The 13704-nt window shown below is 38.7% G+C and carries 14 protein-coding genes; 9 read left to right on the top strand and 5 right to left on the bottom strand.

Features of this window, described 5'->3' with window-relative positions; all coding sequences use genetic code 11:
* Positions 1-113: 113 nt before the first annotated feature.
* The 9 genes from J3U68_RS09865 (at position 114) to J3U68_RS09825 (ending at position 9596) form a co-directional block, all read left to right on the top strand.
* Positions 114-2321, top strand: coding sequence for a TonB-dependent hemoglobin/transferrin/lactoferrin family receptor (locus J3U68_RS09865; protein ID WP_267376523.1), 2208 nt, complete (start codon positions 114-116; stop codon positions 2319-2321).
* 63 nt (positions 2322-2384) lie between these two features.
* Positions 2385-3422: a ChuX/HutX family heme-like substrate-binding protein gene (locus tag J3U68_RS09860; protein WP_267376520.1), complete on the top strand. Its 1038-nt coding sequence runs from the start codon at positions 2385-2387 to the stop codon at positions 3420-3422.
* An 83-nt stretch (positions 3423-3505) separates the two neighbouring features.
* Positions 3506-4294 carry a heme/hemin ABC transporter substrate-binding protein gene (locus tag J3U68_RS09855; protein ID WP_267376517.1) on the top strand — a complete coding sequence of 263 codons (789 nt, stop codon included), beginning with the start codon at positions 3506-3508 and terminating at the stop codon, positions 4292-4294.
* Positions 4295-4398: 104 nt separating this feature from the next.
* Positions 4399-5298 (top strand): FecCD family ABC transporter permease, encoded by a 900-nt coding sequence (locus J3U68_RS09850; RefSeq protein ID WP_267376573.1) that lies wholly within the window; start codon positions 4399-4401, stop codon positions 5296-5298.
* A 9-nt stretch (positions 5299-5307) separates the two neighbouring features.
* Entirely contained in the window at positions 5308-6060 is a 753-nt protein-coding gene (locus J3U68_RS09845) for an ABC transporter ATP-binding protein (protein ID WP_267376515.1), read from the top strand.
* Between the two features lie 281 nt (positions 6061-6341).
* Entirely contained in the window at positions 6342-7139 is a 798-nt protein-coding gene (locus J3U68_RS09840; RefSeq protein ID WP_267376512.1) for an amino acid ABC transporter substrate-binding protein, read from the top strand.
* A gap of 78 nt (positions 7140-7217) precedes the next feature.
* The gene (locus J3U68_RS09835) at positions 7218-7862 is read left to right on the top strand and encodes an amino acid ABC transporter permease (protein WP_267376510.1); all 645 of its coding nucleotides are present in this window, start codon (positions 7218-7220) and stop codon (positions 7860-7862) included.
* A 4-nt stretch (positions 7863-7866) separates the two neighbouring features.
* The gene (locus J3U68_RS09830) at positions 7867-8622 is read left to right on the top strand and encodes an amino acid ABC transporter ATP-binding protein (protein ID WP_267376572.1); all 756 of its coding nucleotides are present in this window, start codon (positions 7867-7869) and stop codon (positions 8620-8622) included.
* A gap of 62 nt (positions 8623-8684) precedes the next feature.
* Positions 8685-9596: a retroviral-like aspartic protease family protein gene (locus J3U68_RS09825; protein ID WP_267376507.1), complete on the top strand. Its 912-nt coding sequence runs from the start codon at positions 8685-8687 to the stop codon at positions 9594-9596.
* A gap of 1281 nt (positions 9597-10877) precedes the next feature.
* On the opposite strand, the gene J3U68_RS09820 is transcribed toward J3U68_RS09825, so the two are convergent.
* From J3U68_RS09820 to J3U68_RS09800, 5 genes are all read right to left on the bottom strand, one after another.
* The gene (locus J3U68_RS09820) at positions 10878-11219 is read right to left on the bottom strand and encodes a hypothetical protein (protein ID WP_267376504.1); all 342 of its coding nucleotides are present in this window, start codon (positions 11217-11219) and stop codon (positions 10878-10880) included.
* An 867-nt stretch (positions 11220-12086) separates the two neighbouring features.
* On the bottom strand, positions 12087-12332 hold the full coding sequence (locus J3U68_RS09815; protein WP_267376501.1) for a hypothetical protein: 246 nt from the start codon (positions 12330-12332) through the stop codon (positions 12087-12089).
* A 2-nt stretch (positions 12333-12334) separates the two neighbouring features.
* Entirely contained in the window at positions 12335-12592 is a 258-nt protein-coding gene (locus J3U68_RS09810; RefSeq protein ID WP_267376498.1) for a hypothetical protein, read from the bottom strand.
* Between the two features lie 132 nt (positions 12593-12724).
* Positions 12725-13102: a hypothetical protein gene (locus tag J3U68_RS09805; protein WP_267376495.1), complete on the bottom strand. Its 378-nt coding sequence runs from the start codon at positions 13100-13102 to the stop codon at positions 12725-12727.
* Positions 13089-13526 carry a hypothetical protein gene (locus tag J3U68_RS09800; protein ID WP_267376492.1) on the bottom strand — a complete coding sequence of 146 codons (438 nt, stop codon included), beginning with the start codon at positions 13524-13526 and terminating at the stop codon, positions 13089-13091. Before J3U68_RS09800 ends, J3U68_RS09805 begins: the two co-directional genes overlap by 14 nt.
* Between the last annotated feature and the right edge of the window lie 178 nt (positions 13527-13704).

Here is a 13704-nt window from a genome sequence, read left to right as displayed (position 1 = left end):
TTATGTTAGAATATTAATAATAATAATTCGCATTAACACTTGTATAATAGAATCATTCTTGATTACAATGTGCCATCCGTATATTAAATTTTGTCAAAAGGGGTTAATCAATCATGCGTCGTTCACCCAATATTATTGCGCTGGCCGTGACATGCATAGGCTTGCCAGTCGTTGTCCACGCCGAAGGCGAGGCCAGATTACCTACCATTCATGTTGAGGCTGAATCTACTTCTCCAAGAGTATTTAGAAATACTAAGGTTAAGGCGGAGGATATCCAGAAGGAGGGTGCTGTAGATTTGAAATCAGCATTGAAAGATATTCCCGGCGTAGAAGTATTGGATACACAGGGTACGCGCCAAGGTAATGACAGTGTGAATATCCGAGGATTGAGCGGTAATCGTATTGGAATGTCGATCGATGGAATAGATTTACCCGAATCAAGTGAAATTAAAAATACAGGGCAGTTCGCGATTTTTGGGCGCGGTAATTTTATGGATGTTTCAGCATTAAGTAGTGTGGACATCAGTAAAAATGCACGCGGATTTGGGTTGGGCGGTACAGTGGCTATGCATACGCTCACACCTGACGAGATATTGCAGGGAAAACAACAAAGCGGCTATATTGATACACAATATAATAGTGTCAATAAAACAACTTCTGTAACAGGTGCTGGTGCACTTACTGCTGGCAATTGGCGCGGGATGGTACTAGGGACTTACCGCAAAGGTGATGAACTGGATAACCGCGGTCATGTTGGTGGGCAAGGTGCTTATCGAACTAAGGCTGATCCGCTGGATTACAATAGCCGTTACTTTTTGACGAAACATGAGTTGGATCTCAATGATCATAATACATTGAAATTTGCAGCAGAGTATTTAAGTCGTAATCAATGGTCAGATTCTTTTTCTTTAGCCAATGCGTCTTATTCTAATATCACCGGAACAGACGAAAATAAAAAATCGCGGTTTTCAATCGAACACGAATATCATGATGGTACGGGATTGGTTCAAAGCGGAAATACGCAATTGTATTGGCAACAGTCCAAAACAGCTTCTTCGACCCATCGTGAGTATGTCCGCGGTTGTACCTCATCTGTGCCGGGCATAAAGAATAGATGTGAGTTTGACTTTAATAATAAAGATAAGGTGATAGGCTTAAATAGTGAATGGCTGTCCCATTTTGAGAATGACAAATTAAGCCAAGACTGGCGCTATGGTGTTCGTTTAGCTCATCATGATTTAACCAGTGGCTGGCATGGTTATTATGCCCGCTCTAAACCTGCTGCTGATAATAAAACTAATCGTGCCAGTATCTATTTAGATGGTGATCTGCGCTTTGGGCGTCTGGTTGTCAGCCCAGGATTATCGGCACATTATTATAATGTTAAGCCAAATAATCATGGATATGATACCGGAACGACAAATAAAATTGGCGAATTACATAAGAAGCATGAAAGCGCAATTACGCCACGTTTCGGTTTATCCTATGAATTTCATCCATTAGTTATCCCTTATTTTCAATATGCACGCGGCTTTAATGCGCCGTCCTCTCAGCAACTAGCTTCTTCATGGAATCCGGGCGGCTACAGTGTATGGGGTAATCCAAATTTGAAGGCGGAAACAGCCAATAATTTTGAGCTTGGATTACGCGGTAAAAATGAAGTGTTTGAATATGGTATCAGTGGTTTTGATAATCATTATAAAAACTTTATTGATTACGCGAATGTTTCTAAACAGGTTTCATTACCCAGCTCTTGGGGTGGTTCGCAACGCTTTATTCTGCGTGCTGAAAACTTTAGTAAGGCACATATTTATGGTGGTGAAGCTTTTGCTCGCTGGAAATTCGCTCCTGACTGGAAAGCCAGTGGTTCTGTAGCTTATTCACGTGGTTCGATTCGTCAGGATGGGGTAGATCATCCGCTCAATTCGGTTATGCCATTTAAGCTGAAGTTAGGCGTGGCATATGAAAAAGAGGTGTGGGGCGCAAATGTGAACTTCACTTACGTGGCCAAAAAGGATAACAGCGATATCTATTCTGCCGACAAATACTTTAATCCCTCCAAGAATTATGCCTTAGTTGATTTAGGCGGTTATTGGAAACCCAATAAACATTTGAGTTTGCATGCCGGTGTGAACAATGTATTCAACAAGAAATACTGGAACTGGGCTGATGTGGCCTATCTGATTCCAAATGTTAACAATGAAGCTCATGGTACATCTGGTCAGAGTGATGGCACTGTGCCGGCATTGACTAAGAATAATGCTGATTTTTATACCGCTCCAGGGCGCACGTTCAGTATTGGTTTGCGCTATACCTTTTAAAGGTATGATCTATGTCAATATTTAATAACAACGATCAATAATAATGGTAATAAGGAACAAATGATGAATTTATGGCAACAGTATCTGGATAAAAAGGCGACGGTAGAGGGTATGTATTTTCCTCGACAGGCAGCTGCAGACATGGGTGTAAGCGAAGGGGCACTAGTCGCAGATGCACCTGAAACTATTTATCTGGGTAACCGGATACGAGAACTGGTATTAAAGCTTGAAACACTTGGAGAAGTACTCAGTGTGGTGCGCAATGATGTGGTTGTACATGAAAAGATTGGTGTGTATGAACATGTCACTTTGACTGCCCGAAGTGGTTTGGCTTTAAATGTTGGCAAGCTGGATTTGCGTTTTTTCCTGCAGCACTGGCATCATGCTTTAGCCACAGTCAATGTCATTGGTGATAAAACGTTGCGCTCGATTCAATTTTTTGATGAATATGGCATGAATATTGAAAAGGTATTTATGCGTGATGACAGTAAGCTAGATGCTTGGCAAGCTCTCATTAATGAATTTGCTACTGAAGGTAAGCCAGAATTTCTGGCTACTCCGGTTAAGCAGGTGGTGGCTCCAGAGCCATTATCTGCTGAACGCGAGCTGGCATTTCAGGAACGCTGGAATGAATTGAAAGATGTCCATCACTTTAGTGGTTTGTTGGAGACATTCAATATAGACCGGCAGCAATCTTATCGTCATGCTCCGGCAGGACAAACTAAGCTGGTGGATCGTGGTGTATGGGAACAGATATTGCAACAGGCACATGAACATCAGATGGAAATCATGGTCTTTGTTGGAAACCGAGGTTTGGTGCAAATTCAAACGGGTAAATTACATAACGTGGTACGCTCTCATGGCTATTTGAATGTGTTGGATGTGAAGGTACCGGAAGAAGGCTTTGATTTGCATATTCGTGATACTGAAATCGTGGAAACTTGGGTAGTGCGTCGCCCGATTAGCGAAGGTTACGTGACCTGCATTGAAGGTTTTGATAAAAATCGTGACACGGTTATTCAAATTTTTGGTCGTCGCGAAGAAGGCAATGATGAGATGCAAACATGGCATCAATTAACTGATGCTTTGTTGGCTGGCTAGGCACTAAAGGTAGAATATGTTGAATTAATATACTGAGTAAGATCAATCTACCAGTTATCTTTATATGCTAAGTGAGATAAATAATGAAAAAATTATTGTTAGCGGTAGCGATGTGTGCCGCTCTTCCGTTTGCATCTGCTGCTCGAATTGTGACGTTAACGTCTGATGTCGCTGACGTGGTTGTCGCTTTGGGTAGTGCTAATGAAGTGGTTGGTCGGGATGTTTCTACGACCAATCCGGCGTTAAAAAATGTGCCCAGCATCGGTTTATTTCATGGTTTAAGTGTGGAACCTATCGCGGCAAAAAAACCGACTATTGTACTGGGTTCCTGGATGGCGCAGCCATCCACCATTTATGCAAATTTAAAGCAGGTGGGCATTAATGCTGTTAATGTAGAACCCAATAATAGTATTGATGGCTATGCTAATGGTATACGGGAAATTGGTAAACTGATTGGTAAACCGGCACAGGCTGAAAAGCTGGCGAGCACTTGGCTTGGTCAGGTAAAACAAATGCCCAAAACAGGCAAGCGTTACCTGATTAGTTATGATGGTCGATTAGTGGCTGGTCGTAATACTGCAGCGGATATATTGATTCAACGAGCCGGTGGTATCAATGCTGCAGCGGCAATTGAAGGGTTTAAGCCGATGTCTCGTGAAGCTTGGTTGGCGGCCAAACCTGATGTGATTTTGATTGCATCGCGTAACGCTAAAGTCTTAGGCGGCGTGCAGGGTTTTGCCAAACGCCCGGAAATTGCTGTCTCACCTGCGGCTAAAAATCAAAAAATTTATTTTATGCATGCCAACGATATTTTCCGCTATGGCATCAATACCCCACAGGTTATTCCTAAACTTCATCAATTGGCTAAATGACCATGACTCATGTGCAGCATACTGCTGATTCTGTTGAACAGGATAAGACCAAAAAAGAGATCTGGTCATCTGTTATCTGGATTGTTATTGCCCTTGTTTCGAGTATGGCTTTAAGTTGGTTTTGTCTTGGAATTGGTTTGGGCGGTTGGCAATGGCCACAAACTCTGGATGAAATCACACTGGATATCCGCTTGCCACGCGTTATGGTGGCCTTGCTAGTAGGGTCTTCGTTAGCTGCTGGTGGTGCCGCGTTACAGGCATTATTTGATAATCCCCTCGCCGATCCAAGTTTGATTGGAACTTCAGGTGGTGCTGCACTCGGCGTGATTGCGGTACTGGCATTTGGATTGGGAGGAATATCGGTTCCAGTTGCCGCCTTTTGCGGCGCTTTGTTGGTGTGTATGCTGATTTTAACCGTGCATCGACTGCTTGGTGGTGGCACGCTTGGTTTGCTGGTGATGGGTTTTGTGATCAGTGCTTTTTGCGGAGCCTTAGTCAGTCTGATTCTGTTTCTATCTGATGACATTGTTTTACGTAGTGCCACTAATTGGCTGGCGGGTAGTTTGGCTGACGCCGGATTTACTTCACCTTGGTATGGCCTGATGATTATTTTGTTGGGTCTGGCGATATTGATGGCTATTGGCCGTAATCTGGATATTCTGATGTTGGGTCCAGAAACAGCTATTAGTATGGGTGTAGCGGTGCAACGTACACGAATGTGGACGGTAGTGGGTGTGGCTCTGCTGACGGGTGCTGCGGTATCCTTAGCGGGTATTATTGGTTTTCTCGGTATGATGGTGCCCAATGTGGTGGCGCGAGTACGTGGAGGTAGTCGCCGGCGCATTATTTTATTGTCTGCCTGGCTAGGAGCAATTTTTTTATTGGTGGTAGACAGCTTTGCGCGTTGGCTGAGTTATCCAGTGGATATTCCAGTGGGTATTGTCATTGCTTTACTTGGTGGCCCCTTTTTCTTGTGGTTGTTCTTACAACCATTACGTCGCTAGGAACGGTTTATGGGAAAGTTATTTACGCTGCGTAATGTTCAGGTTCAACCGCGCAAACGTTGCATTCTGGCGATAGATGAACTGGATTTACCCGATCATCAGCATATCAGTATTATTGGTCCAAATGGTGCCGGTAAATCTACTTTACTGCGTGCTTTACTTGGATTGCATGGTGCTGGGGTGTTATTACGTGGTGAGAAGGTTGTGAATCAGCTTAAGCAAGGGCAGGTGGCTTGGGTTGGTCAACATGGACAATATAATCTACCGCTGACGGTAACCGAGTATGTTCAATTGGGTTGTTCGCATCATGCTGGCTGGTTCAGACCCGTTAAGGCACCTTTAGCGCAATTAAACCATTTATTAGATGTATTTGATTTGAGTGCATTAGCTCACCAACGAATTGGCAGCCTGTCTGGTGGTGAACAGCAGCGTGCTAATGTGGTGCGTGCCTTGTTGCAAAATGCTTCGGTACTATTACTGGATGAGCCGTGTAATCACTTGGATATCCGCCATCAACATAGGTTGATGGATTATTTGCAGCAGAATCATGACCATTTTAGTGTGGTGATGGTTCTACATGATTTGTCTATGGCCGCTAATTATTCTGATTTTGTGGTGTTACTTAATGAAGGACAAATTGTGGCAGCAGGTGCGCCACGGGAAGTGATGCAAACCGAATTATTAAGCGATGTATACCAGTGGCCGATTCGGCGTGTTGATGAAGAAGGAAAAATATTTTTTCGCATGGATCAGGCTGCGTAATACCGCTAAGTTGCTGATGATTTGTACCGTCTTATTTTTGTCATATTGCTTTGGCTTTGGGTGATGGCTTTTCATTGGTAAGGATATTGCCGCGGTATAAATTAGCATGACAAATTTAGGTTTCAGGTTTATCTCGTCAGTTGGATAGAATGTTTTTTTCTGTATCAGTGGATTAATTTGTTTCCTACTTATCAGCAATTTTATTCATTGTTTATTTGATGTAAGGTTAATAAAAATCGCGTATAGTGTGATGGTCGTTAGCCTTTTCAGGAATTTTTTTTATGCAAAATACCATTAGGTCTATATTGTTTGGTTCCGTGGTTGCAATGATGCTTGCAGCGTGTAGTGATGGATCTTCTTCAGCAGCCAGTTCTGCTCAGCAAGATAAGAGTACGTTGGTAGTCATGGGGCTGGATGATAGTTTTCCACCCATGGGTTTTCGCGATGAAAATAATGAATTGGTGGGATTTGATATCGATATGGCTCGCGAAGCGGCCAAGCGTGCTGGTTTGACCGTAGAACTTAAACCGATTGACTGGAGCGCGAAAGAGTCAGAATTAAACAGTAAACGCGTCGATATGTTGTGGAATGGTTTAACTATTACGCCACAACGTCAACAGCAATTGTTGTTGTCTAAACCCTATATGGATAATCACCAGATTATTGTTGTTCGCCCTGATGGTGGAATCAATAGTAAAGCAGATTTGGCTGATAAGATTGTGGCTGTTCAGGATGGTAGTAGTGCTGTTGAGGCGGTAGAATCTGAACCAAATGTGGCTAAATCTTTTAAAGAACTGAAAAAATATGGTGATAATGTCACGGCATTGATGGATGTTTCTGCTAAACGTGTTGATGCTTTGGTGGTCGATGAAGTGGTTGGTCGCTATTATGTATCCAAAAAACCTAATGAATATAAAGTATTAGAAGACAATTTTGGTACAGAAGAATATGGTGTGGCTTTCCGTAAGGATGATCAGGCACTACAACAAAAAATCCAAACAGCGTTGGACAGTATGAAAGCAGATGGTACATCTGCTAAAATTGCGACAAAATGGTTCGGTAAAGACGTGATTAAATAATCGCGATTTTGCTCTGGAATCAACGCTGCCTGAATGTGATCTGTTCAGGCAGCGTTGTTGTTGTTTTAAGGAATACACATGAATTATGTGTTAAATATGTTACCTGAGTTGTGGACTGGGGCGAAGATAACGCTTAGTTTATTTGCCATCACTCTACTTTTTTCGATTCCGCTAGGGCTGGTGCTGGCTTTACTGCGTCTGTCTAAAATTAAGGCACTGGATATAACGGTTAATGTTTATATCTGGGTTATGCGTGGCACACCTTTGATGTTGCAAATTTTCTTTATCTATTTTGCTTTACCTGCGGTCAATATCCGATTGCCAGCTTATACGACTGCGGTGGTGGCGTTTGTCCTCAATTATGCCGCTTATTTTGCTGAAATCTTTCGTGCCGGTATTCAGGGAGTAGGTAAAGGACAGTACGAAGCAGCCAAGACGCTGGGTATGAGTTATGGGCAGACGATGCGTCGGATTGTGCTACCACAAATGTGGAAAAAGATTTTGCCTCCCTTAAGTAATGAAACCATTACCCTAGTTAAAGACACTTCTCTGGTTTATGTGTTGGCTCTGCAAGATGTGATGCGAGTGACCTATCAGCTGGTGCAGCGAGAGTTTAGCCTGATGCCTTTTGTGGTGGCGGCGGTGTTTTATCTGATTATGACCCTGATTTTAACGTGGGGTTTTCAAAATATGGAGAAACGCTATGCACGCTACGACGACTGATTTGATGATTGATGCTCGAGGTATCCATAAAGCTTTTGGTAATAATGAAGTACTCAAAGGGGTGGATATTCAGGTTGCCCGCTCAGAAGTGGTGGCTATTATTGGTTCATCGGGTTCGGGCAAATCAACGCTGTTGCGCTGTCTGAATTATCTGGAAAAGATAGATGCCGGCAGTATTGCGATTGAAAATGACTTTTTAGTGCAAAATAATAGTCATCAGCGCGCTCAATATGTGTCAGAGCAGGAAATTAAAAAAATATGTACACGTATGGGCATGGTTTTTCAACAGTTCAATCTGTTTCCACATATGACGGTTTTGGAAAATGTCATCGAAGCGCCAATGACGGTGAAAAAGATGAAACGAGATCAGATTGTGCCGTTGGCAGAGGAATTGTTGCAAAAAGTCGGTTTGTTAAATAAACAAGATGCTTATCCGTCGCAATTGTCCGGTGGTCAGAAACAACGGGTAGCCATCGCGCGTGCTTTGGCGATGCAGCCTCAAATTATGCTGTTTGATGAACCAACTTCTGCATTAGATCCAGAGTTGACAGGTGAAGTACTGAAAACAATGCAACAACTGGCAGAAGATAAGATGACGATGGTGGTGGTCACCCATGAGATGGGCTTTGCGCGTGAAGTGGCAAACAAGGTGATGTTTATGGATAAAGGTGTGATTGTAGAATCGGGTGAAGCGAAAAGTTTTTTTGCTCATCCGCAACATGCGCGCACTCAGGCTTTTTTAAGTTCGATGTTGAAGTAATTTTTATAAGACTTTAATGATGTAGTTTATTGCGTTTATTGGTGAAGGTAAAGGTGGATTTAATGCGTTTATTGGGTCTTTTGATGTGCGCTTGGGTATCAGTGATGAATTTGGCGTTTGCGAAAGCGGTGATTTTGCCGGTTCGATTTGCTCAAGATGTTTCTGTTGCGCTGGTTACGCTGGATATCAATGGCACGCCTACTCAGTTTATGCTGGATAGTGGGTCTCAAATCCCTTTACATTTACCTATGTCTATGCTGCAAAATTTGCCTCAAGTTGCTAGAGAAGCCGATGATTATTTGAGTACTGATATAGCCGGAAATATCATTAAAACCGCTAAATTTGAGATCAAACACCTGAATATTAACGGAATGGATTTTGACCATATTCAGGCTGTTGAACTTCAAAAATGGGGATTTGGTTTTTCCAGCGACCCGTCGGAAAAACTGCCGCCAGAACCGGAAGAAAATCTACCCGTCATTGGTTTAACGCTTTTTGCCAATCATGTGCTAACTTTAGATTTCGCGCATCAACATATTCGTGTGGATGACATTGACGAGGATGCTCAAAACGATGATAAATGGGTTGCTCTACCCTACCTTTATGATCCTCAAGAAGGATTAATTGTTGAATTAGCTGATCAAAATAAAACGTATCGTTTGGTTATCGATACGGGTGCAACAATGAGTATGGTTGCTGGAAAGTCATTGCCCGAACATTTAAAACAAGGGGTTGATTTATCACTTGATAAGCAAAATGAAGCGGCTGTGCGTTTAAATAAAAATGGCAAACCTGAAACAATTAATATCTACCTGGATAATCCTGCAGTGAAAAAATTATCAATCCGCGCAGTGATCATTGATAACATGCCAAAAGAATTTAATGCAGATGGTTTGTTAGGAATGGATTTTCTGAAAAAATATATGCTTCGAATAGATCAGAAGAATCAGAAGTTATGGATAAAAGCGGCCTAATAAGGGTGAATATATTGTGCGCATAAATCTACTTAGTTTGGTCATAAACGAGCCTATACGACTTATCTAGTTTATCAAGGGTTTCGTTCATTTATTCATTTAGTAACTCATATTTAATGAGTCGGGAATCAAACGTGTCTAGTGGCTAGTTGCTGGTCTTATTAAGCTATTATATGCAATTTGAATTATTTTAACTGACTACATTAATTATTTAAATTTGGTTGGTCTGAGTGACAATGGTGTGGTAATTAATTTCAAGCCTATTTTCTCTATGTTCAGCCTTAACTCTATTTCATTAAATATATAAGATGGTGAAAGCTAACAATAGCATGATAAAAGAAGCGCTAGTCTCAAAATAGAATGACCATGTTTGGGAATGAGGACAGCTTACTCTCTTTTTAAGAGAGCGAAAAAGGGCACGAATCATATACTCAAGTCGTTTTTATCAAAAAATTATCAAAACGAGCAAGCGTTAGGTATTGAAGCCAATGCGTAACCTTTTCACGTCAAGTGGCAAATCAGTGATCAGCATAATCTAAATGACATGAATAAATGTTCTACTTTTTAATTTTGTCAAAAGCGATGATTCTCATTTTTTCGAATTAACTGGGATAACCGTTGTAGCATGTCCCTTTTCTTCCATGATTGAAACCGCTTATTTATGCTTACCTGATTTTCAGAACATTTTATGACAAAGGCTTCTGCAAGATATACCTAAATTTTAACGCAGATACTAAAGCTGAAATCAATGCTGACGGCAAATGTTGATCTATAGCTTTTAAGATAGGTTTGAATATAGTTCAAGGTGCTGCGGTTTATTGGCGCTTTTACATGAGCCATAATGAAGAATTAATACCTTCTTTATTGATGGTTTGACTAATGCTAAAAGACTCACATAATTTTCTTGAGCAAAATGGTAGAAAACCAATGCATTTATTTCTATGAACACAATGCCAATAAACAGGGCAGTTATTTAATATTAATTACTCAAAATATTTCGGGCGTGATTAATATTTGTTTAGTCTGAAATTATTTAAAAAAATATTGATTACCTTCAGGACCTTAAGTTAGCGGTTAAATTTTTCAGTCTACATGGAATCATGTTCAACAACGGCATTGGCTGTTGTTAAACGGTTGCTTGTGTATTGATTGGTATAGTCTTATTATGAAACACGTACCTATGCAAATATTACTTATCTATCAAACATAAACTAATGAGCACTCACTATTAAAATATAACCCATGTACATATTTGATTTATCTCTTTTCAGGCATAAAAAATCAATCTTTGCCAAATATCTTTTTCAATATATCCATTCTTTGCCCAGTCAATTCTTTGGTAGAAAATGAAGTGTTTTTTAATTTTTCATTTAAATAATCCAATCCTTTTTTTGTTGTCAAAATATTTTTATAAAAAGAGGGATCTTTATCAAAAATACCTTCATGTACTATTAATTTATCTTGTGCTAATTCATCAAGTAACCTAGTTGGACTCGCTATACTTCCAATATGTAGAAACATTCTCTCAAACTGGTAACTAGATTCTATTTTTCGAAGGCTAGCCATCCTTAGAATAATCAGTTTAGATATTTCATCAAGATGTTGATTATAATTCTCTTTCATTGGTTTATTTTTTAATAGTTTAAACTTTCAGTTATATCTGCTGCTTCCGCGTCTTGAGTATAAAAAGGCAGTTCTTCTATCGGTCTTTTTTCCAATTCGGCGGTAATTCCCTATTCTTTACAGGTTTGAGCATGAGCTTCATTATATGACCTTGCCTTCACTCATTTCATCTATTAAAAAAGCTTTATCTGTTGCTGAGTCTTTTAATTCGCGGTTCTGTATACTTTCCACTTTCTCTATCATAATCTAATTTAAAGCCTCAGGTTCACCTGCATTAGGATTTTGTTATTTCAGGTTTACTTATCTCTTTTGTGGCACTAGTTAATCTTGCTTCTTCCTACAATACCAGATTTATATTTCGTTATAGGTTAAAGCTTTCAGGTATATGAAACTGCAATGCAAAGACTTGCCCATTAGATGTTTCAAAATTAGTATTTATACTTTTATAATCAGCTCAATGTTGATAAGTATTGTGATAGCTACCTCTTATTTCGTTTGTGTTTTAATGCATCTAGCATTGTTTTTATCCCAGATATTAATTTTGAGTTTTCGAATATAGTTGTTAATGAAGAACTTGTTTCATTTCGGTATTGATTCCATCTGATTGTCGTTTTCTAGTCAAAGATTCAACTGACTTTAATCTGAAATCTAATCCTTTTATTTTCCTCAGCTCATTTAATTAATAAATCAGTAAGTTCGGCTTCTGCTGTCTTAGCTTGAGCTATAAGTTCTTCTGCTTTTATTTGTACGTAACTTTTATCATGCGTACCGTTCCCTTTTCCAGAATAAGCAGTTTTTACTCAGAAGGTTTTTATCTTTCAATACCTAAAAATATAGGATAGTAAAATTTGCTACCAATTTTAAATATTACTCATTTTTTTCAAATCCATCTAAGTATTCAATGCCTTTTTTAGTAATTATTACACTAGAATTTTCTCTTACCCATTCAATATAAGATTTTTCAAGTAAATGATTAATGATGATTAATAATTCTTTATGGTAAATAACTTCAGGACATTTCATCATTACCCTCATATCAATACTTCTTAAATTTATAGCTTCTGTATTATTAGTTTCTTTTATAATTTTTAATATATCATATAGTTTTTTCATAATTAAATTTTCACATCCCATTCTATGCCTTTCATATCTAAATAATCTTTCAATATTTGTTTTGAATTATTATCCCAATCATTTATAATATTTCCTAAATTTTGTATGCCTATGTCTGTTCCATACTGTATAATTACCAAAGCACAAATAATAGAAATATTAAATACACCCATTACATACTGAATTTGATTTTTTTTATTTGCTACTTCAGATAAAATAATTTTTTCTAAACTCTCATTATTATTAATTCGGCTTCTCAATGTAATAATAATTCTGGATTTAGGTACTTAAGAAATGTCTTCAGATAATTTTTTAATTAATTTTTAGTAGAAAAATTCTAATACTATGCATTATTCTTAAATAAATTCATTAAACATTATCTAACAAACACTTTATAAGCTAATATTATGTCTTTTTAAGTAATCTACAAAATCTTCTTCTTGATATTTAACTGTCCAATTTTTTATACTATTTTTCATTTTGATTATATCTTGTTTACTACCATAATCAAGTATAGCTAATGCTGCTATTTGTGCAACACTTAAATTAAATAATGCATTTAATTTTTGATTTTCTATTTTAGGTAGTTCATCGTATAAGTAATCTAACTTTTTTCTATAGGCCAATTCTACAAGACACCGTGCTTTTATATAGCCTGAAGAGTTGTCTGCTAATAATTGCTCTAATTCCTCTATAGAATAATTTCTATATTCAGGAATACCATCTTTAAAAAAACGTATCTGATTAAATATATTCTTATTCTCTTCCATAAATTCTATTTAATTCATTTTGTTTTAATTGTTCTAACTCATTAGCTAATTCTTTATTTCCAAAATCATTAGCTATCTCTATTTCTTTATTATATGCATTAATTTCCATTTCAGCCTGAAAATCCTGATTTTTAAGATATTCTGAAAACCCAGGATGCCCATTAGCTTTATCATCTAAATAATGTTGGTATTCATGTTTTAAAGCACTATAAGATGCATCAGGGTCTAAAATCATTTGTCCCGGTCTTCCCTTTTCAGGACTATAAGCTAAATTGCCTTCTCTATACTTAATTTCTACTCCATTTGCTTTTAAATTGTCTATTATAGCTTGCCATTCTGCCGGATGAGAATCTTTACCACTTCCATAGTAATCTCTTGCAGGATCTCCTTCAAATTTACCTAAACCTTTCTCATGTGCACCCACACCTTTTTTCTGGGAACGCAGCTTTTCTCTGACCTACTGAGTATAATCAATGGTCTTATTAACCCCAATCTTGACTTTATTTGCTGTATTTTTCCAATGCTCTGCTGTAGCTATTGTTTCCTGCGCCACTTATCCTTTTGCTGCATTTTGCCCTTTTTTTCCTCCGGGTATTCCTCCC

Origin of the sequence: Snodgrassella sp. B3882, assembly GCF_026535915.1 — a bacterium.
GTDB lineage: Bacteria > Pseudomonadota > Gammaproteobacteria > Burkholderiales > Neisseriaceae > Snodgrassella.
The sequence above is the reverse complement of the archived record's forward strand: the minus strand, read 5'-3'. Positions and strand labels throughout refer to the sequence as shown.